Here is a 25,661-nt window from a genome sequence, read left to right as displayed (position 1 = left end):
TGTCTATCAGGCCGCTATATGGGACACCTCCTCAGTCCCGCAAGAAAACTCGCAAAAGACCTGACCCATGGCCCTGCACATCCACGACACCCTGCGCCGTGAAAAGCGCCTGTTCGCGCCGCGCGATCCGAACCGGGTGAGCCTCTATGTCTGCGGCCCGACGGTCTATGACTACGCCCATATCGGCAACGCCCGCCCGCCGGTGGTGTTCGACGTGCTGGTGCGCCTGCTGCGCCGCACCTATGGCGCGGACAAGGTGGTTTACGCCCGCAACGTCACCGACGTGGACGACAAGATCAACGCCAAGGCGGCCAAGGAAGGCGTCGCCATCGGCGAGATCACCGCACGCTATGAGGCCGCCTATCTGGCCGACATGGGCCTGCTGAACGTGTCGCCGCCCGACATCGCCCCGCACGTCACCGACTACATCGAGGCGATCACCAGACAGATTCAGGCCATCATCGATTCCGGCTGCGCCTATGCCGCCGAGGGCCATGTGTTGTTCGACGTGTCGTCCTATCCGTCCTACGGCGCGCTGTCGGGGCGTAATCTGGACGACATGATCGCCGGCGCCCGCGTCGAGGTCGCACCGTACAAGAAGAACCCGCACGACTTCGTGCTGTGGAAGCCGTCCAAGGCGGACGAGCCGTCCTGGCCCTCGCCGTGGGGCGAAGGCCGCCCCGGTTGGCACATCGAGTGCTCGGCCATGATCGAGAAGACGCTGGGCCTGCCCATCGACATCCACGGCGGCGGCATCGACCTGGTCTTCCCGCACCATGAGAACGAGATCGCGCAGGGCGTCTGCGCCCACGGCCATGCCCACGGCGACGCCGCGCACGATGAATACGCCCGCTACTGGATGCACAACGGCTTCCTGACCGTGGACGCCGAGAAGATGTCCAAGTCGATCGGCAACGTCCTGCTGCTGCACGATCTGGTGCAGGCCATGCCGGGCGAGGTGGTGCGCTGGGCTCTGCTGAGCGCCCACTATCGTCAGCCGTTGGACTGGAACCAGACCCTGTTGGAGCAGAGCCGCAAGAACCTGGACCGCCTCTACGGCGCCCTGCACCGCGCGGCCGGGGTCGAGGCGGCGGACGTGGAGCCGCCGGTCGAGTTCATGAAGTCCATCGAGGACGATCTGAACACGCCGGGCGCCATGGCGGCCCTGTTCGCCCTGTCCAGCGACATCGAGCGGGGCATGACGGCGGGCGACACGGCGGCGGTGGCGACGGCCAAGGGGCAACTGATTGCGGCGGCCTCCATTCTGGGCGTGCTTCAGGCCGATCCGGCGGAGTGGTTCTCGGGCGTCGACGAAGGGCTGAAGGCCGAGGTCGAGGGCTTGCTGGAGCAACGCGCCGCCGCCCGCGCGGCCAAGAACTGGGCGGAAGCCGACCGCATCCGCGACCGCCTGAACGAACTGAACGTCGTCGTCATGGACGGCCCGCAGGGCGCGACCTGGCGGATGAAGGGCTGAGGCTTCCTTCTCCCTTGTGGGAGAAGGTGGCAGGCGGAGCCTGACGGATGAGGGGTTGCGAGACGTTAGCCTCGCAATCCTTGCATCCGATTGCGGAGAGACCCCTCATCCGGCCCTGACGGGCCACCTTCTCCCACAAGGGGAGAAGGACTCTACCGCGCCCGGCGGATCAGTTCTTCGGCCAGCACGTCGGTCAGATAGCCGTCGGCCGTCCGCCCGTTGGCCTGTTGCCAGCGGCGCAGGGCGGCGCGGGTGTTGGAGCCGATGACGCCGTCGACGCCTTGGGTGTCGAAGCCCATGCGGGTCAGAGCCTGCTGGGCGCCGACGCGCTGGTCCCGCGTCAGGGGGCCGTCGTTGGGCCAGGAGGCCTTCAGCGCAGGCTTGCCCGCCACCCCGTCGGCGATCATGCCGATGGCCAGGGCGTAGCTGACCGAGTTGTTGTAGCGGCGGATGACGTAGTGGTTGGGCAGGGCCAGGAAGGCCGGGCCCTTGGCGCCCTGCGGCAGCAGGATGGCCGCGCCCTCGGCCGCCTCGGCGCTGTTGGGCGAGGAGCCGTCGGCCAGACGCACGCCGCGCGCGACCCAGTAGGACCAGGGGTGTTTCGGCCCCTCGGCCTGGCTGTAGTCGAAGTTGGAAGGCAGGGTGACTTCATAGGCCCAGCCCTGACCGCGCTTCCAGCCGGCCTGGGCCAGCAGATTCGCCGCCGAGGCCAGGGCGTCGGCGTCGGAGCCCCAGATGTCGACCTTGCCGTCGCCGTTCTGGTCGACGCCCAGCCGCAGATAGTTATCCGGCATGAACTGGGTCTGGCCCATGGCGCCGGCCCAGCTGCCCTTCAGCCCTGCGCGGTCGCGCTTGCCCGTCACGACGATGTCGAGGGCGTGCTTCAGCTGGTCCTCGGCCCAGGCGCGGCGGCGGCCGTCATAGGCCAGGGTCGCCAGCGAGCGGATGACGTCGAAATCGCCCTGGACCTGGCCGAAGGCGCTTTCCTGGGCCCAGACGCCCAGCAGAATCTCGGTCGGCACGCCGTACTTCTGGGTCACGTCCCACGGCACGCGGTCGACGCGCTGGCGCGCCATGGCGATTCGCGCCGGAGTGGTGGCGTTCTGGATATAGACCCCGGCGGGGCGAGAGAATTCGGGCTGGTTGCGGTCCAGGCGGATGATGCTGGGGTTCGGCGTCACGCTCTCCAGCTCGCGGGCGTACTCCCATTTGCGGGCGCCGCCGTGGCGCTCCAGGAAGCTCTGCTTCCAGGCGTCGAAGCTGGCGTGGTCATAGGCCTCGCTGAGATCCGTCTGAGCGGGCGGGGGCGTGGGGGCCGGCGTGGCGGGCGCAGGCTCGACCACGGGCGGCGGCGCAGGCTGGGGCTGCGGCGGCGTGGGAACCATGGGGGTGCAGGCGGCGACCGAACCCAACAACAGAAGACGATAAGCGATACGCATAATCACAGGCTAACGCCCCCGAATTCCACGACCAATCACAAGCGCGCGAAGGTCCGATGAGTTTCCGTGATAAGGGTGAAAGCGCCGTTAACCATTCTCGCAAGGAGGCGGTTAATCAGCCGAATTTACATTGCAGCGTTCCCTGAGCATGGCCTGGTGGCGGAGGGGCGACGCGCCGGACGTGCAAGTCCGGAGATCCTCCGTTCGACTCGGAGGCCAGGCCTCCAGCGGATTCCCCGCGCGGAATGTTGACGAAAGGCGAAGGCCTCTCTATACGACCGCCTCCGCCGCAGGTTCGCCCGCGGCTCTTTTGTTTTACCCGCCCTCACGGGCCTCCAAATCCGGGACGTCCGACCATGAAGGTCCGTAGCTCGCTGAAGTCGCTGAAGGGTCGCCACCGCGACTGCAAGATCGTTCGCCGCAAGGGCGTTCTGTACGTCATCAACAAGACCGACCCGCGCTTCAAAGCCAAGCAAGGCTGATCAGGCGCGATCGGCGCGCCCCGCCTTTCGCGGGCGAGGCGCGCGCCGACCGTCGGTGGATGGGATGACTATCCACAGGGCCGCGGGCGTTGTCCGCGGCTTTTTCGCGTCCGGCATTGAGCGCAGGCTCGCGTCTGACTAGTGATTCTTTTTTAGTCGCCCTAACGGCCTTCGGCCTGCTTGAGGGCGTTTTTCTTTCGCCCTGACGGCTTGCCGCCTGTAGAGGGCGCAGCCTGATTTATGAGTTCTGGAGTTCAGTCATGGACGACGCTTCCTTCGACGCCAGCCCCGACGTCCTGACCGCCACGGCCCAGGGCCGTCTTCGCTCGATCATCGAACGCCTGGAGCGCCTCGAAGAGGACAAGCAGGCCGTCATGGTCGACATGAAGGAGGTCTTCGCCGAGGCCAAGGGCGAAGGCTATGACGTCAAGGTGCTGCGCAAGGTTCTGCGCCTGCGCAAGCAGGACAAGGCCAAGCGTCAGGAAGAAGAAGCGATTCTGGACCTCTACCTCTCGGCTCTCGGCGAGATCTGAGGGAGGCGGGCCTGAAGCGCACGCCCTTCAAGCCCTCCGGCGACGGCCCTTCACGCTCCAGCAGCCTGAAGGGCGGCGGCTCCAAGCTGCGATCCAGCGGCCTCTCGCGCTCAAGCAGTCCGAAGGACGGTAGCGCCTCTAAAACCAAACCTTCTCTGAGTCCTTGGGAGCAGCAGAAGGAAGCGGCGAAACGATCCGCGCTCAACGCCCTCAAACGCGCCCGCCGCTCGGCAGAGAAGGCGGGCGTTTCCCTGTCCGAATGGGAGGGGGAGTTCCTCGATTCGGTGGGCGAGCGAATCCAGACCCATGGCCGCGCCTTCGCCGACCCGGAAAAGGGCGCGCCGGGCCAGGCGCTGTCGGCCATGCAGGGCCGCAAGCTGAAAGAGATCACGGCCAAGGCCAAAGGCGAACCGCGTCGATTCGGGCGACGCAGGAAAGAAAGCCCGCCGACGCCCGATGAGGTTGAATGAAGCCCGCAACCGTTCAGCTTGGCCGTGCGTTGCGCCTGCGGATATCCAACCCCTTGAGAGGGAAGTCTCATGAGACGCTTCGTTCCCGCCGCCTTCACTGGCGGCCTTCTGAGTTTGAGCCTGGCGCTGGCGGCGTGCGGCGATCGTCCGGGGGCGGCGCCAGAGGCCGCGTCTGAGGCGACGGTCGATCTCAGCGGCGGTCCGGCGGCGGCGCCCCAGGCGGTCAGCCCGACGCCGAACGCCGTCCCGGCCTTGCCTGTCGTCGACGAGGCCGCCGCGCGCGCCTTCGTTCGCGAGGAAGGCTCCACGCTGGAGGTGCTGACCTTCGAGCGGGCCGGATCGGTGACGAAGGAAGGAACGGTGAAGGGCTATGCGGCGCCGGTCTACGCCGTACCCGTCGCGGCGGGACAGACGCTGAAGGTCGCCTTCAAACCGTCCAACACCAACCTGTATTTCAACATCAGCGACGCGACGGACCAGAGCGGCGCAGCCGTGTTCCGGGGCGAGGTCGAGGGCGAAACGGCCGACTTGAAGGCCGCCAAGGACACGACCTATGTCATTACCCCGTTCCAGCCTCGCGCCTCGGCGCGTCGAGGCGAGAGCGGGAACTATGTTCTGACGGTCAGTCGGAACTGAGGCTTTGACTCAAACGAGGGGCGGCGGAGGCGAACTCCGCCGCTCTTTTCGCCGTCTAGGGCAGGGCGTTCAGGCGCATGGCCGACAGATAGGGCTCATAGGCCGTGCGGGCGGCCGCCGCGCCGGACAGGTCGTCCTGTTCGATATGGATGGTCAGACCGTAGCGGCCCTTGAGCGCGCTCATCATCGAGCCGACGCGTCCGCCTGAATCCTTGGGTTCGACGCCGATGACGATGGGCTCGCCTGACGGAGCGTCCATGACCACGGGCAGATAGTCCTCGCCGCCGATCGAAGCCAGGGCGGGCGGGGAGGACAGGGCCATCTCGCGCACGCCCTTGGTCATTTCCACGCCTGCGACGACGCTCTTGAAAGCGGTCTCCTGAGCGCCCGCGAGCAGGCCGGACATGGGACCGCTTTCCTCGGGAACGGTGGCCTTGGAATCGATCAGCAGGATTTCGGCGCTGGTCCCCGGCTCGCCATAGGTCATGGAGACGGAGAAGGCCTGGCACTCGACCTCGGTCAGCGGCTTGCCGGCGATGGTCTGGGCCGTCGGCATGGCCGCCAGAAGCGGGTGATCCACGCACTCGGACGGCAGGGCGGCCTTGGAAAGGGCGGAAGCGCCGGCTTCAGCCGGGGGCGGCGCCTCGGCGTTGGAGCAGGCGGTCAGGGCGACGACGGACGCCACGGTCAGAACGGCGGCGGTATGACGAAACAAGATGGCGGGCTCCCCTAGTTGCACTGAGAAGAGACCTGTGGCCGGAACCGCCGCCGTTTGGAAGCCTCAAGCATCGTGGGTCAGTCCAGTTCCTGAACGCCGCCGCCGGAGACGGTCAGGATCTGGCCGCTGATCCACGACGCGGCGGGCGAGCACAGGAACAGGGCCGCGCGGGCGATGTCTTCGGGCTGACCCAGACGACCCAGCGGCGTGTGCTTGAGCATGGCCTGCTCGATCTCGGGCGTCAGGACGCCGGCCAGGGCGTCGGTCTTGATCGCGCCTGGCGCGATGGCGTTGACGCGAACGCCGCACGGACCCAGGTCGAAGGCGACGTTGCGGGTCAGATGGCTTACCGCCGCCTTGGACGAACCGTAGGAGGCCATGCGGGCGTTCTTGTTTTCCCCGGCCATGGAGGTGATGTTCAGGATCGCTCCGCCGCCTGCGTCCTGCATGTGCGGCGCCGCCAGTTGCATGAAGCGGAAGGGAGCGAAGACGTTGAGCTGATAGGCGCGCTCGAAATCGCTCATGGGCATGTCGAAGGGCTTGGGGCCGCCGCCGCCCGCATTGTTCACCAGCAGGGTCAGCTTGCCGAAGGCCGCGACCACGGCCTCGACAGTCGCGATGCGCTGGGCTTCGTCGGTGACGTCGCAGGCCAGGCCGACCGCGCGTCCGCCGGCCCGGACCACGCCGTCCGCCACGGCCAGGGCCTTGGCTGCATCCAGGTCCGTGACGGCCACCGCGGCGCCCGCCGCGGCGAAGGTCTCGGCGATGGCGCGGCCGATTCCGGCCCCCGCGCCCGTCACCAGGGCGACGTGACCGTCCAGTCGGAAATGTGCGTCCATGGCGCAGCCCCTGTGTGAAATCCCACTAGGGAAGCGTCAGGCGCGGGCGAGGGTTCCTGCGCCTGTGGTCTTCGGGCTTCTCAGCCGGCTTCCTTGAGCTGTTCCTCAAGGCCCTGTTCGCGGACCTTGCGATAGAGGGTGGAGCGGCCGATGCCCAGGCGGCGTGCGATTTCGGACATGTGGCCGGAGTAGACCTCGATGGCGTGCTGGATCAGGTCGCGTTCGATCTGCTCCAGTGTGCGGACGTGGCCGCGGTCATCGGTGATGCGGACCGGGCTGTCGTGCTGGGCGTCCTCATCGCTCGAGGCGGACTCGGAGGCCGAGGCGAGCGCGTGCTCGCCGCTCCGGGGAGCGGCCACGGCGTCCAGCGGCACGGCGACGCCCGAGATGGCCGGGAAGTCGTGCGGCTGCAGCAGGGGCGAGTCGGCCAGGACCAGGGCCCGATAGACCGCATTCTCCAGCTGGCGGACGTTGCCGGGCCAGTCGTGGCCCTGCAACAGGGCCAGGGTCTCGGGCGAGCAGCCCGCGACGCGCTTGCCTTCCTCGACGTTGAAGCGGGCGATGAAGTGCTCGACCAGGGCCGGAATGTCCTCACGCCGCTCGCGCAGGGCCGGGGCCTCGATCGGGAAGACGTTCAGGCGATAGAAGAGGTCTTCGCGGAAGGCGCCTTCCTTGACCTGCTGGGCCGGGTCGCGATTGGTGGCCGAGACGATGCGGACGTCGACCTTGACCGGGCGTTTGCCGCCGACGGGATCGACCTCGCCTTCCTGAAGCGCGCGCAGCAGCTTGACCTGCATGTCCAGGGGCAGTTCGCCGATCTCGTCCAGGAACAGGGTGCCCCCGTTCGCCTCGACGAACTTGCCCGCATGTTTTTCGTGCGCGCCGGTGAAGGCGCCCTTCTCGTGGCCGAACAGGATGGATTCGACCAGATTGGCGGGCAGGGCGCCGCAGTTGACCGCGACGAAGGGCTTGCCCGCCCGGTCCGAGGCGCCGTGCAGGGCGCGGGCGATGACTTCCTTGCCGACGCCGCTTTCGCCCGTGATCAGCACGGGGATGGAGGACTTGGCCGCGCGCTGGCCCAGGGCCTTGACCATCCGCATCGGCTCGCTGTCGCCGACCATGTCGTCGAAGGAGGTGCGGCCCGCAGCGCGCTTCTTCAGGCGGCCGATCTCGGCGGTCAGCTGGGTCATCTGCAGGGCGTTGCGGACGCCGACCAGCAGGCGGTCGGGGCCGACCGGCTTGACGAAGAAGTCTTGGGCCCCGGCCTGCATGGCCTTGACCACCGTCTCTATGCCGCCGTTGGCCGTCAGCACGATGACCGGCGTGGTCACGCCCGCCGTGCGCATCTCGGCCAGGGCCTCCATGCCCGACAGGCCGGGCATGACGAGGTCCAGCAGCACCACGTCGGCGCCGCCGCCCTTGGTCAGACGGTCGATGGCCTCGCCCCCGCTCTCGGCGTGGACGACCGCATAGCCTTCACGGTCGAGCACCGCCTGAATCAGGCGGCGCTGCGTGGGATCATCGTCGACGACCAGAACGGTCTTGGCCATTGGAGCACACCCTTCAACATCACCATCGAACGGCCGTCCTCATTGGGTCGGGACTGGCTCGTTTCGACACAACCCTAGAACGGAGGGAATGAAGATCGGGTTTCGGAGACCTGAGTCAGGGGTTAACGGGGGCGGGCTTCGGGCAGACGGCTTCCGGCTGCAGCCGCCCGGTCACGGCGCCCATGTTCAGATCGGGCCAGGGCGATGCGGCGGTCTTCAGGTCGGGGTGCTTGAGCGACTCGCGCAGATCGCGGCCGCCGGGACCGGGACAATGCGGAACCTGATAGTCGCCTTGATGGACCCAGCGGCCGTCGGCGCCCTGAGCGAACAGGGCGATCCTGTAAGTGGTCGCCAACAGGATTTCGTCGCGGCCGTCGCCGTTCAGGTCGCGCTGTGCGGCGAGGCAGTTGTCGTCGCTGTTGCAGGCGTAGCGCGGATCGCCGGACGGCGCCGGGGCCAGGAAGGCGGCGGGCAGGGGCTTGTCCGCCGGCCACGGGGCGATGTTCGGCGCGCGCGCGGGCAGGACGGCTTCCTCTATGTCATAGCGCGAGGTCACGGCCTGGGCCGCCTTGGCGCGGCGGGCGATCTCGGCGTCGGAGGATTTCGCCAGCTCGGCCAGGGCCGCGCGTCCCGTCTTGCCCGCGCCGAAGCGCAGGAAGGCGTAGTCGAACTGGGCCGCGCTGACGGCGCCGCGCTTCAGCCGGGCGACCTGGTCGTTGACCGACAGGCGGGCCGGATCGGCCAGGGGGCTGAACAGGGCCAGAATGACCAGCACCGTCAGGACGGCGGCCAGGACGTTGGCGCGCTCCAGCGGCTTCATCCAGGCGCTCTTGCGCCACAGGGGCGACAGGGCGGCCCAGCCGTAGCCGACGGCGTAGAGGACGCCCACCAGGGCGCAGGCCGAGGCGATGATGCGGTCGGGCGTCAGGCCGTGCTGGCCGATGCGAAGGCTCAGGCCCCAGACGGCGATCAGGATCAGCGGCGTCAGCAGCACCGAGGCGACCCGCACCGCCAGGCGCAGGGCGGCGGGCGGCAGATTGTCCTCGCGTCCGTCCTGATAGGCGGTGTTGATCAGCACGATCAGGGCGGCGGCGGCCGACAGCACCAGGGCCGTGGCGCTGCCCGTCTTCCACAATCCATCCAGCCCGGTGAAGGGCAGGGCGGCCAGGAAGCCCGCCACCAGAACCGTGATGACCAACAGCAGCCAGGACAACAGCATCAGCGCCACCGTCCGCACGCCCCGGATCAGGCCGCCGCGCACGTCGGTCAGCTGCACTGCCACGGCGAAGACCAGGCAGGTGACGGGGATGGAGAACCACTCCTCGCCCAACAGGTCGCTCAGGAAGCTGAGGCCGATGACGCGGAACAGGGCCGCGCCCAGGAACAGCAGCAGCCAGAAGGCGCCGGTGAAGCCTAGCGACAGCACCAGCTGCACGCCCGCCTTCCACGCCGTGTCGAAATAGTCGTCGTAATCGGCGATCCAGCGTCGCCCTTGGACGGCCGGAACGATCAGGTGATGGGCGATGAACAGGGCCGCCGCCGAGAAGGCCACGACCGGGAAGTTCAGATAGGGCGGGCGGAAATAGTCGCTCGCCTGCTGGGCTGCGTCGTGCCAGCCCAGCAGGGCCAGAACCGCCGTCGCGACCGCGCCCCACAGCGCCAGCGTCTTCCATCCCATCCGTCCGACGCCCGCCAGCAGCATGATCGGCGCGAACGCCGCCGCCAGCACCAGGGCGGCGAACAGCGAAGGCTGGGTGGCAGGCCAGGCCAGGGCCGTGGCGTCCGACGCCGAGCGATACAGCAGATAGAGAACCAGCCCCTGGATCAGACCGATCCCGATGCGGATGGCGGCGAGCCCGCGCGCGCCTTCCAGCGAGGCGCGGCCGGTGGGGTCGGGGGCGGCATGGGTCATATTTGAACAGTGCTCGATTTTGAGGGCGAAGGGAAGACTTTTCCTTCTCCCCTGGTGGGAGAAGGAAGGGATGCGGCTTGCATCGCGCCCTTCGCCTCCCCACAACCAAGGGCATGAACGCGCCCGTCAAACCGACCGAATTCGCCGACGCCCCGCTGTGGGATCTGTCCGACCTCTACGCCTCGCGCGAGGATGCGCGCATCGCCGCCGATCTGGAGCGGGCAAGGGCGTTGGTCGACCGGATGAACGCCTGGCAGGGGCGGCTGGCCGCGCTGTGGGGCGCCGAGCTGGGCCGGGCGCTGGACGAGGCGATCGGGCTTTACGAACAGGCGGCGGACGTGATGGGGGCCTTGGGCGCCTATGCCTTCCTCGCCGCCTCGACCAACCGCGAGGATGCGGCGGCGCAAGGCTTCGAGGCCGATGTGCGCGAGAAGCTGACGGTCATCGCCACGCCGACCGTCTGGCTGACGCTGGAGATCAATGCGTTGGACGAGGCGGCGGTGGAGGCGGCGCTGGCGGCCCATGCGCCCGCCGCGCGCTGGGCGCCGTGGCTGCGCCGGGTGCGGGCGATGAAGCCGCATGAGCTGTCGGCCGAGCTTGAGACCTTCATCGCCGAACGCGGGCCGATCCAGGCTCAGTGGCCGCGCCTGTTCGACGAGACCCTGGCTGTGCTGCGCGCATCCGTCGGAGATGAGGAACTGACCCTGGCAGAGGGTCTGAACCGTCTCAGCGACGCGGACGGCGCCAAGCGTCAGGCGGCGGGCGAGGGCCTGTCGACGGCCTTTTCCGGCATCGCCCGGACCATGGCCATGGTGCTGAACACCGTGGCCGCCGAAAAGGCGCTGGAGGACAGGAAGCGCGGCTTCAAGCGTCCCGCGGACAGCCGCCATCTGGGCAACGAAGTCGACGGCGAGAGCGTGGACGCCATGGCCGAGGCGGTGGCCGAAGCCTATCCGCGTCTGGCGCATCGCTATTATGCGCTGAAGGCCAAGGCGATGGGCAAGGACCGGCTGGCCCACTGGGACCGCAACGCCCCGATCGAGGCGGCGGCGTCGCGCGCCTATGACTGGGCGGGCGGGCGCGAGGTGGTGCTGTCCAGCTTTGCTGACCTGGGCGGGGACTTCGCCGAGCGTGCGGGCTGGTTCTTCGACCGGCCGTGGATCGATGCGCGGGCGCGGGCGGGCAAGCAGTCCGGCGCCTATGCCCACCCGGTGACGGCGGATCGGCACCCCTATGTTTTCCTGAACTGGATGGGCGAGCGGCGCGACGTGCTGACGCTGGCGCACGAACTGGGCCACGGGGTGCACCAGACGCTGGCGGCGGGGCAGGGCAGCCTGCTGGCCGATACGCCGCTGACGCTGGCCGAGACGGCGTCGATCTTCGCCGAGGGCCTGACCTTCGACCGCCTGCTGGCCGAGGCGACGCCGGACGAACAGCGCGTCCTGCTGGCGGGTCGGATCGAGGACGGGCTGAACACGGTGGTGCGCCAGATCGCCTTTCACCGCTTCGAGACGCGCTTCCATGACGAGCGGGCAGGCGGAGAGGTTCCAGTCGAGCGCATCCGCGAAATCTGGATGGAGGAGCTGGGCGCCAGCCTCGGTCCGGCGGTGGACCTGAGCGGCTATGAAGACTGGTGGGCCTATGTCAGCCACTTCGTCCACGCGCCCTTCTATGTCTATGCCTATGCGTTCGGCGACCTGCTGGTCGCGGCGCTGATGGAGACGCGGGCCAAGGATCCGGCGGCCTTTACGCCCCTGTATCGCGACCTGCTGTCGGGCGGCGGGGCGCGGACCTATGTCGAGGCGCTGAAGCCGTTCGGCCTGAACCCGCGCGACCCGGCCTTCTGGACCATCGGGACCAAGCGGCTGGAAGGTCTGATCGATCGGTTCGAGGCGCTGGGCTGACCGGAATGCGTTGACAGGCGGGACGCGGCGTTGAAGCGTGGCCGCATGAAAATCGCGTCCCGTGTGCTTGTTCTCGCCGCCGTCCTCGCCCTGCCGACGACGGTCCTCGCCCAGACGGCTGAGCCTTCCGCCAATCACCGCGCCCTGGCGGCGGGGTACAAGGCACTGACGGTGTGCAGCGCCCTGCATTCGGCGCGCGCGGCGGGGGCCGATCGCACGGTCGCCAGCGTCGAGGCGAACGAGTTGGTCGGCGTCTATCCCGAGCTTCAGCCGCTGATCGGAAGCATGAAGGCCGAGATGGCCGGGAACGCCGTCACCGTCGCCTGGGATCAGGCCGCGCCGCCGCGCGTCGCGACCTGGACCGACGGGCGCGGCTGCGTCATCGAGCCGATGGGCTATGCGCCGGGCGCTGCGCCTGAGCGGACGCCGCTGGCGCGTCGGGCCTCGGCGCCGGACTTGCCGACCGCGCGGCCCAAGGGGAACGCCCGCGCGCTGGAGGCCGCCGTCGCGCGCGCCTTCGATCAGGGATTCGGCGAAGGGACCAACACCACCGGCGTCGTGGTCATGCAGGGCGGAAAGCGGGTGGCGGAACGCTATGCCGCCGACTTCGGCCCGAACACGCCCCAGCGCACATGGTCGGTGGCCAAGAGCCTGGCTGGAACCGTCATCGGCGCGGCGGTCCAGCGCGGCGAACTGGATGTGAAGGCGCCCGCCGCCATCGCCAATTGGAGCCGCCCCGGCGATCCGCGCGCGACCATCACGGTCGACGCCCTGATGCGGATGTCGTCCGGCCTGACCAGCGACACGGCGGGTAACCGCACCGACGGCCTCTATTTCGGCGGCGTGGCCGTCGATGAACAGGCGCCCGGCTGGCCGCTGCTGGCGCCGGTGGGGACGGTCTATCGCTACGCCAACAACGACACCCTGCTGGCGACCCTGGCCGCCGCCCCGACCTTCACCGCCCATCCGCCCGCCGAACTGTTCGATGCGCTGGGCATGACGCACACCTGGGCCGAGACCGACTGGCGCGGCAACTACATCCTGTCGAGCCAGGTCTGGACCACGGCGCGCGATCTGGCCCGCTTCGGCCAGCTGTATCTGCAGGACGGGGTGTGGGAGGGGCGGCGCCTCCTGCCGGAGGGCTGGCGGGACTATGTTACGGCGCCCGCCGGGCCGCAGCCGCCGACGGGCGACTTCGGCTATGGGGCGACCTTCTGGCTGATCAACCGCTCCGAAGGCGTGCCGGTTGATGCGTTCGCCGCCTTCGGCAACCGGGGGCAGTATGTGGTGATCGTGCCCAGCCGCCAGGTGGTGATCGTGCGGCGCGGCGAAGATCCGGCGGGCAAGCCCTTCGACGTCGCCGCCTTCGCGCGTTCGGTGCTGGAAAGCCTCGACTGAGGCGTCGTTGACCCTGACGGGCTTGAGCCGCGCGCAGGCCTCGCTATAAGAGCGGTCGAAATCTCGACTCTTTTTTGGATGCCCCATGGCCGACCAGCACGCTGAAGCGACCGCCCCCCACGTCCACGGGGATATGAACATCTCGGAACAGGCCTGGACCTGGAGCCTGTTCATGGGCCTGACCAAGTGGCTGTCGCTGGCGACGGCCGTGTTGATCCTGTTCCTGACGGTGTGGTTCGCCGTCGGCGCCGGCTTCGTTCCCGCCTTCATCAGCGGCGCGGCTCTGTCGGTGGCGGGCTACTTCATGCTGAAGAGCAAGAAGGCGCACTAAGGGCGATCCCCCTATTGAATGCAGCAAGGCCCGTCGGCGTGTCCGGCGGGCCTTTTGCTTGTTTGACGACCCTTCGACCTTAGGCCTAACGTCGATCTGACCCTGGGGAGTGGAAGGGATTCGCTTGGCCGTCGCCATCGCCGTGACCCGTGAACGTCGTGAAGGCGAGACGCGCTGCGCGGTTACGCCTGAAACGGTGAAGAAGCTGATCGCCTTGGGCGCGACGGTGAGCGTCGAGGCCGGGACGGGCCTCGGCTCATCCCTGCCTGACGCCGACTACGCCGAGGCCGGAGCTAGCGTGAAGCCGGACCTGTCGGCGGCGCTGGCGGGAGCGGACATCCTGCTGAAGGTGCGCGGCCCGACGGCGTCGGAGATCAGCGCCCTGAAGCCCGGCGTGGTGGTCGTCAGCCTGCTGGACGCCTGGCGCGACAAGGCCACGCTTGAGGCGTTGAGGGGCGCAGGCGCCACCGCCTTCGCCATGGAGTTCGTGCCGCGCATCACGCGCGCCCAGGTCATGGACGCCCTGTCCTCTCAGGCCAATCTGGCCGGATACCGAGCGGTGATCGAGGCGGCCTACGCCTATGGCAAGGGCTTCCCTATGATGATGACGGCCGCCGGGACGGTGGCCGCCGCCAAGACCTTCGTCATGGGCGCGGGCGTCGCGGGGCTTCAGGCCATCGCCACGGCGCGGCGCCTGGGCGCGGTCGTCACGGCCACCGACGTGCGTCCTGCCGCCAAGGAGCAGGTCGAAAGCCTGGGCGCCAAATTCGTCGCGGTCGAGGATGAAGAGTTCAAGGCGGCCGAAACGACGGGCGGCTACGCCAAGGCCATGTCGGCCGAGTATCAGGCCAAGCAGGCCGAACTGACCGCCGCTCACATCATCAAGCAGGACGTGGTGATCACCACCGCCCTGATCCCCGGCCGCCCGGCGCCGAAGCTGGTGACGGCGGCGCATGTCGCCTCGATGAAGCCCGGCTCGGTCATCATCGACCTGGCGGTCGAGGCGGGCGGCAACGTCGAGGGCTCCAAGCCGAACGAGGTCGTGACCACGGCCAATGGGGTGAAGATCGTCGGCTGGAGCAACATGCCCGGCCGCATCGCCGCGGACGCCAGCGCCCTTTATGCGCGCAACCTGGTCGCCTTCTTGGGGTTGATGATCAAGGACGGCGCCCTGGCGGTCGACCTGGAGGAGGAAATCCTCGAGGCCGCCGTCGTCACCCACGGCGGCGCCGTGGTGCATGAAGGAGTGAGAGGCTGATGGAACACGTCGATCCCACCGTCTTTCGCCTGGCGATCTTCGTCCTGTCGATCTTCGTCGGCTACTATGTTGTCTGGAGCGTGACGCCCGCGCTGCACACGCCGCTGATGGCCGTGACCAACGCCATTTCCAGCGTCATCATCGTCGGCGGTCTGATCGCTGCGGCGGCGATGAGCGCGCAGGCGGGCGGGCCGCACGCCTGGATCGCCAAGGGCGCAGGCGTGGCCGCCGTGACGCTGGCCAGCGTCAACATCTTCGGCGGCTTCATGGTCACGCGCCGGATGCTGGCCATGTACAAGAAGAAGGAGCGCGCCTGATGTATAATCTGATCAACGGCCTGATCCTGGTTCTTCTGGCCGTCGCCGTGTTGGTGGTTCTGGCGGCCGCTACGTTAGGCGGCAAGCTGTCGGCTGAGACGCGCCGCCGCGTCGAGCTCGGCATGGCGCTGGTCTTCTTTCCAGTCGTCGTCGCCCAATTGATCTGGCGCGCGGCGGGCCTGATGGCGGCCGGAGACAAGCTGGCGGCGCTGGGCGCCGTGGCTTTCGCCTTTTTCATCGCCTGGAGCGGCGTTCGTATAATCTGGGCGCGGCGCAAGCGTCTGGCCGAAGGTTCCGCCGCCTCGTGACCCTGTCGCCTATCCTGTTGGCCTTCTATGCCTCCTGGGCCGTCACCGGCTTGGGCGTGGCCCTGTGGATCTGGAGCTGGGTGCGGGTGAAAGACCCCATCGGGCGCCTGCGGTTCCAGGACTGCGGGGTCGTGCTGGTTTTCGCCGCCGTCCTGACGCGCATCATCATCCAGGATCGTCAGATGACGGTCTTCGACTGGGCGATGATCCTGCTGGGGCCTCTGTTCATCGCGGCGGCGCTGTGGCGTCTGTCGCGCACCCAATCCGTCAAACGTTAACCTCGAAGAGTATTGCGTGATGAAAGCTTCCCTGATCTCCGTCCTGGCCCTGTCGGCCGCCGCTGTCGCCGGCGCGGCCTCGGCGCAATCCGCGCGCGAAGTGGGCAATGACCCCTATACCGGCCTGCACTGGTCGGTGGCCGCGCCCCAGGGCGCCAGCTGGACGCTGGAGTGCGGCTTCGCCCCGGTGACCATCAGGGGCGTGCACATGAACCGCATCAACCACACCGGCTCGGGCCGGATGGCCGGACGCCTGCCGGGCGACAACGGCAGCTGCCGCGTGACCAAGACGGGGGGCCAGGGTCCGGTCGGCGTGGCGGTGGTCAAGAACGGCCAAGCGACCGCCGCCGGCACCAACGGCGCGGCGCCCGCCGTGGTCAACGTTTTTTGATCTAGGCATGAAACAAGGGGGGAGGGGATGAACGCATCGATCGCGGCGCTGGCCTATCTGGCGGCGGGGGTTCTGTTCATCCTCTCGCTCAGGGGGCTGTCCAGCCCTGTGACCAGCCGACGGGGCAATACGCTCGGCATGGTCGGCATGGCCCTGGCCGTCGGCGTCACCCTGCTGACGCTGGGGACGTCGGGCGCCCTGGACCCCCTGACCCTGGCCCTGATCGCGGGCGGGGTCGTGGTCGGCGGCGGCGCGGGCGCGGTCATCGCCAACCGCGTGCCGATGACGGCCATGCCGCAACTGGTCGCGGCGTTTCACTCCCTGGTCGGCCTGGCGGCCTGTCTAGTGGCGGTGGGGGCGGTCTATGCGCCCGACGCCTTCGGCATCGTCACGGCGACCGGCGGGATCAAGACCCTGTCGATTGTCGAACTGAGCCTGGGCGTGGCCATCGGGGCCATCACCTTCACCGGATCGGTCATCGCCTTCGCCAAGCTGGACGGGCGGATGAGCGGGGCACCGATCATCCTGCCGGCGCGGCACCTCATCAACATCGCCCTGGCGCTGGCCCAGGTCTTCCTGATCGGCATTCTGATCGGCACGGGCGGGACGGCGATCTGGGCCTTCTGGGGCGTGTTCGCCATCGCCCTGATCCTGGGCGCGACCCTGATCATCCCCATCGGCGGGGCGGACATGCCGGTCGTGGTGTCCATGCTGAACTCCTATTCCGGCTGGGCGGCGGCGGCCCTGGGCTTCACGCTGGAGAACATCGCCCTGATCATCACCGGCGCCCTGGTCGGGTCGTCGGGCGCGATCCTCAGCTACATCATGTGCAAGGGGATGAACCGCAGCTTCATCAGCGTCATCCTGGGCGGTTTCGGCGCCGAGGCGGGCGCGGCGGCGGGCGGTGGGGCGGTCGAGACGCGGCCGGTCAAGCAGGGCTCGGCGGAGGACGCCGCCTTCATCATGAAGAACGCGTCCAAGGTCATCATCGTGCCCGGCTACGGCATGGCGGTGGCCCAGGCCCAGCACGCCCTGCGCGAAATGGCTGACACGCTGAAGGAAGAGGGCGTGGAGGTGAAATACGCCATCCACCCCGTCGCGGGCCGGATGCCGGGCCATATGAACGTCCTGCTGGCCGAGGCGAACGTGCCTTATGACGAGGTGTTCGAGCTGGAGGACATCAACAGCGAGTTCGCCTCGGCCGACGTGGCTTTCGTCATCGGCGCCAACGACGTGACCAATCCGGCCGCCAAGACCGATCCGCAGTCGCCCATCTATGGGATGCCGGTGCTGGACGTGGAGAAGGCGGGCACCGTCCTGTTCATCAAGCGGTCGATGGGTAGCGGCTATGCCGGGGTCGAGAACGAGCTCTTCTTCCGCGACAACACCATGATGCTGTTCGCCGACGCCAAGAAGATGGTCGAAGGGATCGTGAAAGCCCTCTGACGTTCGTGCGCGAGAACCCTTCGCGTGGCGGTGCGTTGGCTTGCGACGCTCAACCTGAGCCGTGGAGAGATGATGACCGCATTCAAAGGACTGAAAACCGTCGCCGTGCTGGGCGTCCTGGCGGGACTGGCCGCTTGCGGTCAGGCGGAGAAGACGGCTGACAAGACTGACGCTCCGGCCGAGGCGACCCAGGCGGCGCCTGAAGTCGCGTCCGCAACGGACGGCGCGCCGACCATCGACCAGATGATGGGCGTGCAGGTGGCCTATCTGGAATCCAAGCTGGGTCCGGCCCGCACGGTTCAGGACAAGGAACGCACCTATGAGATCGGCGGCTGCACGGTCCGCGTCCGCGCCGAGGGCGACGAGGTCGTCGGCTACGCCGTGCCGATGACGCCGGCCTGCTCGACCCAGGCCCTGGCGGCGCTGAAGGATTATGATCTGCCGCAGAAGATCGACCTGACCATGGGCGAGTTCGCCGCCGCGCGCAGCAACGTGGACTTCAAGGCCGACTGCCTGATGCTGTGCGGCAATGCGGCCGACCCGTGGGTCTATCTGGAAAGCGCCGGCCCGCGCGTGTCGCCGGGCATTCGCGCCTCGGCCGTGATGGTCAGCGACGCCACGATCGACGCCTCCTTCCGCATCCGCGACGCCATCAAGGCGGCCAAGGGCGAGGACTACGTCATCGACGCCGCCTTCAACTGCAGCGCGGACTTCGACCAGATGGCGGTGCGCGAGCTGAAGGCCGTCCGCATTGACGAGATCGAGGTCGGCTACGTTCCCTACGGCCGCTGTTGAGGGCGAGGGCGATGAAACGCGGCGCGGGCGTCGGAGCGGCGCTGGCGACGACGGCCGTCGCCCTGGCCGCGTGCTCGGCGATGATCCCGGTCAACATCAGCGGCGGGCTGGAACGGCCAGTCGCGACCTTCGGCGTCGATCCCGCCAAGCCCGAGAAGGCCTGCCTGGGCGGTTTGGCCGTGCATGAGCGGTCGAACGCCATGATGCGTCCGGTCTGGTCGATCGAGGCGCGCGGCCGCGACTGCCGGGGTCTGAGGCAGGTCGTCTATGGCGAGACGCCCGAGGGGTTCGAAACGACGGTGGAGGCGGCACCGCTGAAACCCGGCGTGCGATACACGATCGTCGGCTACGGCCTGACCGGCGGACCGCTGAGCCGCGTGCCCTGGCGCGGCGGGGACGAGGTGGTGTTCGAGAACGGCCGCTGGCGTCCTGTCACGCCGCCGGAGCGCGGTCCGCGCGTGGACGCAGGCGGCGAAGCACCTCACTAGCGGCTGGATGGAAGGCGAGGCGGATTTCACGCTCGAAGAGGTCGTCGAGAACCTGGGGCTGCGGCCGCTGGCCGAGGGCGGCTGGGGGCGGCCGATGGCGGGGGCGGACGCGGACGCGCGCGGAGAGGCGGTCGGCGCCTATCGCCTGCTAACGCCCGAGGCGCCGGCGGACTGGCGCGCGATCGAGGCCGAGGAGCTGTGGACCGCCTATATGGGCGCGGCGCTTGAGGTCGAGCTGGCCACGGATACGGGCGTGCGGCGCGAGACCCTGGCGGCGGGATCGGGCGTGTGGGTGACGGCCCCGGCGGGCGGCTGGCTGAGGACGCGGGCGGTCGGCGGATGGTGTCTGGCGGGGCGGATCGGACAGGCGCAAGGTGACGGCTTGTCCTGAGCGGGAGGCCGGGAATGAGCGAGTCGAAGACCAAGCCCGCCGACGCCGCAGACGCAGGCCATGCTGGCGCGGCTGGGCCCCACGCGACGAGCACAGCCTGCCTCTACATCAAGCGGCTGGATCAGGCGGACATGGGCGTGCTGCGCGACCTCTGCATCGCCAGTTGGGACGAGATGAAACGCCGCTATCCGTGATTGGCTTGCCGACGGCGGCCGACGGACTATAGCGGATTCATGCGCACCTTCCTGATCGCCGCCTCCGCCCTGTTGTCCGCCTGCGCCCTGGCGCCGCTGGCCGCCGCCGAAACGCCGGTCCAGTCGATCGATCTGCTGCTGACCTCGGCCACGGTGGTCGATGTCGAGAAGGGAACGACGACGCCGGATCAACTGGTCGCGGTGCGCGGCGGCCACATCGTGGCCGTGGGGCCTGAGGGGGAGGCGGGCCGTTATCAGGCCGCGCGGACGCTGGACGTGGGCGACCGCTATGTCATGCCGGGCCTGTGGGACATGCACGTCCACTTCGGCGGGGGCGAGACCCTGATCGATGAGAACGCCGAGCTGATGCCGCTGTTCGTGGTCAACGGCGTGGTGGCGGTGCGCGACGCGGCGGGCGATCTGGCGCAGCAGGTGCTGGACTGGCGCGCGTCGCCGCCGACCGCCGATGCGCCGCGCATCTTCACCTCCGGCCCCAAGATCGAGGGCATCGCCCCCGTCTGGAAGGGCGTGATCGAGACCGGCAGCGAGACGGATGTCGACGCCGCCCTGGACCGCCTTCAGGCCCTGCGCGTCGACTTCGTCAAGATCACCGACAACACCCTGACGCCCGAGCTTTTCCTCTACGCGGTGCGCGAGGCGAAGAAGCGAGGCATGAAGACCTCGGCCCACATTCCGGCCAGCATCACGGTGCTGGAGGCCGCCGAGGCGGGCCTGACGTCGATCGAACACCTCGACTACGCCATGAAGGCCGGTTCGCGCGATGAGGCGGCCATCGCGGCCGACTATCTGGCGGGCAAGTACACCTATGCTCAGACCATGCGCCGCTATGCCGACACCTTCGACGTGGAGACGGCGCGCCGGGTTTATGCGCGGCTGGCGGAGCTGGGTACGGCGGTGTCGCCGACCCTCTACGGCTCGACCACCCTGGCCAATCTGGACAGGGACGACCACACGCACGACGACGGCCTGGCCTATGTCGGGCCGGGCATCCGGGCGACCTATGACTGGCGCGTCCAGCGCGCCGCCCAGGCCACGCCGCAGCAGGTCGAGGACCGTCACTTCGTCAAGGACGTCACCGCGCGAACCCTGCCCATGCTGCGCGACGCGGGCGTGACCATCCTGACCGGGACGGACGCGGGCTTCCTCAACTCGTTCAACTATCCGGGCTTTTCGCTGCACGACGAGCTGGAGCTCTATGTGTCGCTGGGCCTGACGCCGCGCGAGGCCCTGGCGGGCTCGGTCGTGGACGGGCCGCGCTTCCTCAATCAGGGCGAGCGTTACGGCGCGGTGGCGGCGGGCAAGTCGGCCGATCTACTGGTGCTGGAGGCGAACCCGCTGGCTGACGTCAGCGCCACGCGCGACGCCGAGGCGGTGGTGCTGCGCGGCCGCCTGATCGATGCGGCCGAGTTGGAGCGGATGCGCGCCGAGATCCGCGCTCGGGTCGCGGCGCGCAATGCGGACTTTAAGCCTTCGCCAGCGTCCTGACCTTGAAGGCGACCCAGATCAGCAGCAGGCCGAACAGCACGGCCCAGGCCGCGATCAGCCACAGCAGGCCCAGGGCCCCCGCGCCCGGCATGAAGACCAGGATCAGGCCGAAGATCACCGACAGGGCGCCGGCGACGCCCAGCGTCCACTCATTGGCGATCTCGTTGCGCAGACGGATGGCGCCGATGATTTCGAGCACGCCGCGCAGGATCGACCAGAAGCCGATCAGATAGACCAGGACCAGGGCCGTCAGGCCCGGCCAGGCGAAGGCGACGACAGCGGCCAGGATGCTGACCACCCCGCCCAACGCCAGCCACCAGCGCGGGACGAACCCGCCGCCCCGGATCGCTGCGATCAGGGCTAGAACGCCGTCGATCAAGGCGTAGACGCCGTAGACCATGATCAGGGTCAGCAGGCTGATCTGCGGCCAGACGAAGGTCAGCACGCCGAAGGCCACGGCGGCGATCCCGCGCAACAGCAGCAACCACCAGGATCGATGCAGGGCGGATTTGACGAAGCCTTCCAGCGAAGGCGCGGCGTTGGACGAGGACATGGTTTCAGTTCCCCTTGGGCGTGGCGGCATATGGCCACGCTGGCGCAACGTCGGAGCGGGGGCGGGGGTTCCGCAAACTTCTCGGCTCAGGCCGCCGCGCGCCAGTCCGAGCGGGCGTTGAACGGCGGGGTGTGGAACTCGTCCCACAGGGCGTCCTCGTTGGTGTAGCGTCTGGTCGAGGCGCTGATGACGTCCACGACCTGTTCTTCCTGGCGGTCCCAGATGACGGCCAGATCGCTCTCGGTCTCGCACGGCACGATCATGTAGCGGTCGGAGAAGGTCTTGCGAGCAGGCTTCTGGACGGTGGGGGTGCGGACGAAGGCCATGGGGAAAACTCCTGATGCGGAGGCGGTCGCCTCTTGCTGACAGGATGAAGATGCGACAGCATTGCGCCAGTTTCGGACGTATGTCTGTGGAGAAGTCATTTGCGGCACGACAAGGCGGCCATGGTCATCGATCTGGCGCGGGGCATGGCGGCCAGCGCCGAGGGGCTGACGTTGAACGAAATGGCGGCCCAGCTGAACGTCGGGCGCCGCACGGCCGAGCGGATGCGCGACGCCGTGCTGATGCTGTTCCCGCAGGTGGAAGAGGTGTCGGATCCGCCGACCAAGCGCTGGCGCATCCGGGGCGGGCTGTCGGCCTTTGAACAGGCGCCGACGGCCACCGAGATGCTGGAGCTGACCAAGGCGGCGGCCGCCCTGCGCGCGGCGGGGGAACCGGCGCGGGCGGCGGCGCTGGAAAGCCTTGAGCGCAAGGTGAAGGCGGCGATGCGCTCGACCACCCTGAACCGCATGGCGCCCGATCTGGAGGCTCTGGTGCGGGCCGAGACCATCGCCGTCCAGGCCGGACCGCGCCCCAGCGCCGACGAGACGGTGCTGGCCGAGATTCGCGGGGCGGTGCTGGCCGAGCGGCCGCTGAACTTCATCTACGCCCGGCCGGGGGCGGAAGCGCGCACCCGCACCATGACGCCATGCGGCCTGATGTTCGGGCGCGCCAACTATCTGGTGGCCGCCGACCGCGAGAGCGGGCGCATCCAGACCTTCCGTCTGGACCGGATGAGCGCGGTCGAGGCGGGCGAGGGCACGGCGCGCCCGCCCGAAGACTTCGACCTGGGCGTCTTCGCCAGCCAGTCGTTCGGTATCTATCAGGACGAGATCGAAGAGGTCGCCGTCCGTATCGCGCCAGAGGGGGCGGACGAGGCGCGCGGCTGGCGCTGGCACCCGACCCAGACGATCGAGGATCAGGCCGACGGATCGGTCGTGGTGCGGTTCCGCGCTTCGGGGATGCGCGAACTGGCCTGGCACCTGTTCACCTGGGGCGAGCAGGCGACCATCCTGGAGCCGGACCGGCTGAAGACGGTGATGGCCGAGGCGCTTGGGGCGGCGGGCCGCGCCCTCGAACGGGCGGAAAACTGAGGAAACCGTAAGGTGACGTGCGGCGTTTGGGAGCCCTAAGCTGCGCCGTTCCTTGTAGGAGACTGCTCTTCGTGCGTCTGAAAGCCCTGTCTGCAACCGCCCTTTCTGTCGTCGCCCTGCTGACGGCCTGCGCCGCCAGCCCTGCGCCCGGCCCCTGGAACGTCGAGGCGGCGCCGCAGGTGACGGTGACGCGCGAGGACGGGCGGTTGACGGTCGATTATGTCTTCAACCGCGACGCCGTGGTCTGGGCCTTCATTGATTCGGCCCTGATCTCTGAGGTGCGCGAGCCGTGGCGGCCGCGCCAGTGGACGGTCGAGACGCCCGGCGTAGTGATGGAGCGACGCGGCCATTACGACATCATCCGCAGCACGAACGGCGGCCCCGTGCCGCGCCATGTCCGTTTCAGCGTGACGCCCAAGGCGGTCGAGCTGGAGGCGGAATACAAGACCCTGGTCTTCTCGGACGGGGCGGTGGCCCTGCCGACGCGGCAGATGGACGTCTTCGCCCTGGGCTCGCCCGAGGCGGCGGAGGCGATGCCGGCGGACCTCAACGGCGTCAATCTGGACGGCGGGGCGTCGCGCGTGACCTGGCGCGACCTGGACGGGCCGGTGCTGTTCAACGGCGAGCGCCACGCCGAACTGACGACGACGGGCGAGCGGTCCTATGTCCTGCTGGGACAGGCGCGGGTGACGCCGGGCGAGGGGCTGACCACGGTCATGGACCCCAATCTGCCGGCCTGGATCGGCGAGAAGATCCGCGACTTCGCCCCGCGCGTGGGCCAGTTCTACCTGCAGCGCCTGGGACGCCCCGGCTCGGGCGGCGACAATCCGGTGGTCATGGTGTCGTGGAACGGCCCGACCGAGCGAATGACCAGCATGGGCGGCAGCGTCCTGCCCGGCTTGATCGTCATGTCGTTCGAGGGGACCGGCGTGACCCGGCCGACGGCGGAGATGGAGCGGGTGTCCCGCTGGTTCATCGGCCATGAGAGCGCCCACTTCTGGTTGGGCCAGACGGTGCGCTACGAGTTCGCACGCGACGCCTGGATCACCGAGGGCGGCGCCGACCTGATGGCGGTGCGGGCGCTGAAGGCGCTGGACCCGGCCTATGACGACCGCAAGGCCCTGCAGGAAGAGGTCGACGACTGCGTGACCCTGAGCCAGGGGCGCGGCGTGGCCGAGGCGGGCGTGCGGGGCGAACACCGCGCCTATTACGCCTGCGGCGCCGTCTTCGCGATGACGGCCGAGGGGGCGCAGAAGCGGCGCGACGGCGGCGACTGGTTCGGCTTCCTGAGGCCTCTGCTGGACGCCAACCGCCGGGACGGGGTGCTGAGCCGCGCCGAGTGGATGAACGCCCTGACGCGCGTGTCGGGCGATCCGACGCTGGCGGCCGACATCGGGCGGATGCTGGATCAGGGCGCGGCCGATCCCGCCGCCGAGATCGCCAGCCTGTTCCGCCGCGCGGGCGTGCCTCATCGGGTCGAGGATGGACGCGTCATTCTGGCGAATTGATCCTGCTCAAGGCGCGGAACGGCGGTTTGTGCGTTGATGGGGCGTATCCTGAAGCAGGAGGCCCCCATGCCCTGGACCAGTCTGATCGTCTATGTCGACGATGAAGCCGACAACCCCGCTCGCCTGACCGAAGCCTGCGCCTTGGCAAGCGCGCATGGGGCGCGGCTGATCGGGGTGTCGGGCTGCGCGCCCGAGACGCCGGTGGCCGACGCCTATGGGGCGGGCATCCTGTTGGGCGAAGTGATGGCGGCCCAGCAGGCGCGCAATGAATCCACGCTGAAGTCCGCCGAGCAGCGGTTCCGCGGCGCCATCGAAGCGGCGGGCGTCGAGGGCGAGTGGCGCGGCGACGTCGGCGATCCGACGGGCCTGACGCTGCGCCACCTGCGGGCGGCGGACGCGGCGCTGGTCGGGCGTGACGCGGGCGGGGCCAGCGCCTGGCGCGCGCCGCATCCGGCGGACCTGGCCATGCGCTCGGGGCGGCCGGTAGTGGTTCTGCCGCCCAATCCGATCCGCTCGATGGTGGATGCGCCCGCTCTGCTGGCGTGGACCGATACGCGCGAGAGCCGCCTGGCGGCGCAGGCGGCTCTGCCCCTGCTGAAACGCGCTGACGGCGTGCGCGTGGTCGAACTGTGCGATCCCGAGGACACGGACGGCGCGCGCCTGCGGACGCAGGACGTCGTGCGTTGGCTGGCGGGGCACGGGATTGCGGCTGAACCGGACGCCCGCGCCCATGACGACCGCTCGGGCGGGCGGCGGCTGATCGATTGCGCCGAGGAAATGGGGGCGGGGCTCATGGTTTCGGGCGCCTGGGGCCATGCGCGGATGCGGCAGTGGATCTTCGGCGGGGTGACGCAGACCCTGCTGAACGAAGCGCCTGTGGCGCTGATGCTGGCGCATTGATGAAGTGTCCTTCTCCCCTTGCGGGAGAAGGTGGCCGAGCGAAGCGAGGTCGGATGAGGGGCTCTCAACCGACAGCGCAACCCCTCATCCGTCGGCCTACGGCCGCCACCTTCTCCCACAAGGGGAGAAGGAAGAATTAGGCGAACGGATAGGGGCTGACGGATTTCGACCAGTCGTCGACCGTCAGGGCGCGGCCGACCGGCGGGGCGGCGCGTTCGGCGCAGGGG

At 68.8% G+C, this 25,661-nt stretch carries 29 protein-coding genes and 1 tRNA gene; 23 read left to right on the top strand and 7 right to left on the bottom strand.

Features of this window, described 5'->3' with window-relative positions:
- Nucleotides 1-67: 67 nt before the first annotated feature.
- Entirely contained in the window at nt 68-1,474 is a 1,407-nt protein-coding gene (gene cysS / locus B3D50_RS06910; protein WP_286950362.1) for a cysteine--tRNA ligase, read from the top strand.
- A gap of 152 nt (nt 1,475-1,626) precedes the next feature.
- Here the strand turns inward: cysS and B3D50_RS06905 are convergent, their stop codons facing one another.
- The gene (locus tag B3D50_RS06905; RefSeq protein WP_286950361.1) at nt 1,627-2,913 is read right to left on the bottom strand and encodes a lytic murein transglycosylase; all 1,287 of its coding nucleotides are present in this window, start codon (nt 2,911-2,913) and stop codon (nt 1,627-1,629) included.
- 150 nt (nt 2,914-3,063) lie between these two features.
- Here B3D50_RS06905 and B3D50_RS06900 point away from each other — a divergent pair.
- From B3D50_RS06900 to B3D50_RS06880, 5 genes are all read left to right on the top strand, one after another.
- A tRNA-Ala gene (locus tag B3D50_RS06900) sits at nt 3,064-3,140 on the top strand.
- Nucleotides 3,141-3,269: 129 nt separating this feature from the next.
- Entirely contained in the window at nt 3,270-3,395 is a 126-nt protein-coding gene (gene ykgO / locus B3D50_RS06895; protein ID WP_003165750.1) for a type B 50S ribosomal protein L36, read from the top strand.
- A gap of 260 nt (nt 3,396-3,655) precedes the next feature.
- Nucleotides 3,656-3,928, top strand: coding sequence for a DUF2312 domain-containing protein (locus B3D50_RS06890; protein WP_003165749.1), 273 nt, complete (start codon nt 3,656-3,658; stop codon nt 3,926-3,928).
- A gap of 284 nt (nt 3,929-4,212) precedes the next feature.
- The gene (locus tag B3D50_RS15765) at nt 4,213-4,398 is read left to right on the top strand and encodes a hypothetical protein (protein ID WP_374559087.1); all 186 of its coding nucleotides are present in this window, start codon (nt 4,213-4,215) and stop codon (nt 4,396-4,398) included.
- 69 nt (nt 4,399-4,467) lie between these two features.
- Complete coding sequence (locus B3D50_RS06880) at nt 4,468-5,034, top strand: hypothetical protein (RefSeq protein WP_286950359.1); 567 nt, start codon at nt 4,468-4,470, stop codon at nt 5,032-5,034.
- A 55-nt stretch (nt 5,035-5,089) separates the two neighbouring features.
- Here the strand turns inward: B3D50_RS06880 and B3D50_RS06875 are convergent, their stop codons facing one another.
- From B3D50_RS06875 to B3D50_RS06860, 4 genes are all read right to left on the bottom strand, one after another.
- Nucleotides 5,090-5,749, bottom strand: a complete 660-nt coding sequence (locus B3D50_RS06875; protein ID WP_286950357.1) for a hypothetical protein — start codon at nt 5,747-5,749, stop codon at nt 5,090-5,092.
- Between the two features lie 80 nt (nt 5,750-5,829).
- Complete coding sequence (gene hdhA / locus B3D50_RS06870; protein WP_286950356.1) at nt 5,830-6,591, bottom strand: 7-alpha-hydroxysteroid dehydrogenase; 762 nt, start codon at nt 6,589-6,591, stop codon at nt 5,830-5,832.
- Nucleotides 6,592-6,671: 80 nt separating this feature from the next.
- Nucleotides 6,672-8,141, bottom strand: a complete 1,470-nt coding sequence (locus tag B3D50_RS06865; protein ID WP_286950354.1) for a sigma-54-dependent transcriptional regulator — start codon at nt 8,139-8,141, stop codon at nt 6,672-6,674.
- Between the two features lie 115 nt (nt 8,142-8,256).
- The gene (locus B3D50_RS06860; protein ID WP_286950353.1) at nt 8,257-10,053 is read right to left on the bottom strand and encodes a DUF4153 domain-containing protein; all 1,797 of its coding nucleotides are present in this window, start codon (nt 10,051-10,053) and stop codon (nt 8,257-8,259) included.
- A gap of 113 nt (nt 10,054-10,166) precedes the next feature.
- Here B3D50_RS06860 and B3D50_RS06855 point away from each other — a divergent pair, with 113 nt between their 5' ends.
- From B3D50_RS06855 to B3D50_RS06790, 14 genes are all read left to right on the top strand, one after another.
- Nucleotides 10,167-11,957, top strand: coding sequence for a M3 family oligoendopeptidase (locus B3D50_RS06855; RefSeq protein WP_286950351.1), 1,791 nt, complete (start codon nt 10,167-10,169; stop codon nt 11,955-11,957).
- A gap of 45 nt (nt 11,958-12,002) precedes the next feature.
- Nucleotides 12,003-13,355 carry a serine hydrolase domain-containing protein gene (locus B3D50_RS06850; RefSeq protein WP_286950350.1) on the top strand — a complete coding sequence of 451 codons (1,353 nt, stop codon included), beginning with the start codon at nt 12,003-12,005 and terminating at the stop codon, nt 13,353-13,355.
- A gap of 85 nt (nt 13,356-13,440) precedes the next feature.
- A complete protein-coding gene (locus tag B3D50_RS06845; RefSeq protein WP_040345866.1) occupies nt 13,441-13,686 on the top strand; it encodes an aa3-type cytochrome c oxidase subunit IV in 246 nt (81 codons plus the stop codon).
- A 124-nt stretch (nt 13,687-13,810) separates the two neighbouring features.
- A complete protein-coding gene (locus B3D50_RS06840; RefSeq protein ID WP_286950349.1) occupies nt 13,811-14,944 on the top strand; it encodes a Re/Si-specific NAD(P)(+) transhydrogenase subunit alpha in 1,134 nt (377 codons plus the stop codon).
- Nucleotides 14,944-15,261, top strand: a complete 318-nt coding sequence (locus tag B3D50_RS06835) for an NAD(P) transhydrogenase subunit alpha (protein WP_286950348.1) — start codon at nt 14,944-14,946, stop codon at nt 15,259-15,261. Before B3D50_RS06840 ends, B3D50_RS06835 begins: the two co-directional genes overlap by 1 nt.
- Nucleotides 15,261-15,569, top strand: a complete 309-nt coding sequence (locus tag B3D50_RS06830) for an NnrU family protein (RefSeq protein ID WP_286950347.1) — start codon at nt 15,261-15,263, stop codon at nt 15,567-15,569. Before B3D50_RS06835 ends, B3D50_RS06830 begins: the two co-directional genes overlap by 1 nt.
- Nucleotides 15,566-15,847, top strand: a complete 282-nt coding sequence (locus tag B3D50_RS06825; RefSeq protein WP_046653284.1) for a hypothetical protein — start codon at nt 15,566-15,568, stop codon at nt 15,845-15,847. Before B3D50_RS06830 ends, B3D50_RS06825 begins: the two co-directional genes overlap by 4 nt.
- Before the next feature lie 19 nt (nt 15,848-15,866).
- Nucleotides 15,867-16,238 carry a hypothetical protein gene (locus B3D50_RS06820; RefSeq protein WP_046653285.1) on the top strand — a complete coding sequence of 124 codons (372 nt, stop codon included), beginning with the start codon at nt 15,867-15,869 and terminating at the stop codon, nt 16,236-16,238.
- Between the two features lie 27 nt (nt 16,239-16,265).
- Nucleotides 16,266-17,684 (top strand): NAD(P)(+) transhydrogenase (Re/Si-specific) subunit beta, encoded by a 1,419-nt coding sequence (locus tag B3D50_RS06815; protein WP_286950343.1) that lies wholly within the window; start codon nt 16,266-16,268, stop codon nt 17,682-17,684.
- Nucleotides 17,685-17,756: 72 nt separating this feature from the next.
- Nucleotides 17,757-18,479, top strand: coding sequence for a hypothetical protein (locus B3D50_RS06810; RefSeq protein WP_286950341.1), 723 nt, complete (start codon nt 17,757-17,759; stop codon nt 18,477-18,479).
- Nucleotides 18,480-18,490: 11 nt separating this feature from the next.
- A complete protein-coding gene (locus B3D50_RS06805) occupies nt 18,491-18,967 on the top strand; it encodes a hypothetical protein (RefSeq protein WP_286950339.1) in 477 nt (158 codons plus the stop codon).
- Nucleotides 18,968-18,974: 7 nt separating this feature from the next.
- Nucleotides 18,975-19,358, top strand: coding sequence for a cupin domain-containing protein (locus B3D50_RS06800; RefSeq protein ID WP_286950337.1), 384 nt, complete (start codon nt 18,975-18,977; stop codon nt 19,356-19,358).
- Between the two features lie 14 nt (nt 19,359-19,372).
- Complete coding sequence (locus B3D50_RS06795; RefSeq protein WP_286950335.1) at nt 19,373-19,552, top strand: hypothetical protein; 180 nt, start codon at nt 19,373-19,375, stop codon at nt 19,550-19,552.
- A gap of 39 nt (nt 19,553-19,591) precedes the next feature.
- The gene (locus B3D50_RS06790; RefSeq protein ID WP_286950334.1) at nt 19,592-21,058 is read left to right on the top strand and encodes an amidohydrolase family protein; all 1,467 of its coding nucleotides are present in this window, start codon (nt 19,592-19,594) and stop codon (nt 21,056-21,058) included.
- Here B3D50_RS06790 and B3D50_RS06785 read toward each other — a convergent pair.
- The gene (locus tag B3D50_RS06785) at nt 21,036-21,611 is read right to left on the bottom strand and encodes an HdeD family acid-resistance protein (protein ID WP_286950333.1); all 576 of its coding nucleotides are present in this window, start codon (nt 21,609-21,611) and stop codon (nt 21,036-21,038) included. The genes B3D50_RS06790 and B3D50_RS06785 overlap by 23 nt on opposite strands.
- Nucleotides 21,612-21,697: 86 nt before the next feature.
- Nucleotides 21,698-21,937 carry a hypothetical protein gene (locus B3D50_RS06780; RefSeq protein ID WP_286950332.1) on the bottom strand — a complete coding sequence of 80 codons (240 nt, stop codon included), beginning with the start codon at nt 21,935-21,937 and terminating at the stop codon, nt 21,698-21,700.
- A 99-nt stretch (nt 21,938-22,036) separates the two neighbouring features.
- On the opposite strand from B3D50_RS06780, the gene B3D50_RS06775 reads away from it, so the two are divergent.
- The 3 genes from B3D50_RS06775 (at nt 22,037) to B3D50_RS06765 (ending at nt 25,434) form a co-directional block, all read left to right on the top strand.
- Entirely contained in the window at nt 22,037-23,026 is a 990-nt protein-coding gene (locus B3D50_RS06775; protein WP_409516088.1) for a helix-turn-helix transcriptional regulator, read from the top strand.
- Between the two features lie 71 nt (nt 23,027-23,097).
- Nucleotides 23,098-24,534, top strand: coding sequence for a hypothetical protein (locus B3D50_RS06770; protein WP_286950330.1), 1,437 nt, complete (start codon nt 23,098-23,100; stop codon nt 24,532-24,534).
- Nucleotides 24,535-24,600: 66 nt separating this feature from the next.
- The gene (locus B3D50_RS06765; protein ID WP_286950328.1) at nt 24,601-25,434 is read left to right on the top strand and encodes a universal stress protein; all 834 of its coding nucleotides are present in this window, start codon (nt 24,601-24,603) and stop codon (nt 25,432-25,434) included.
- The last annotated feature ends 227 nt before the right edge of the window (nt 25,435-25,661 follow it).

The organism is Brevundimonas sp. UBA7507, assembly GCF_002478355.1.
GTDB classification, from domain to species: Bacteria; Pseudomonadota; Alphaproteobacteria; order Caulobacterales; family Caulobacteraceae; genus Brevundimonas; species Brevundimonas diminuta_D.
Note: the sequence above shows the minus strand (reverse complement) of the source record. Positions and strands in the feature narration are given on the sequence as shown.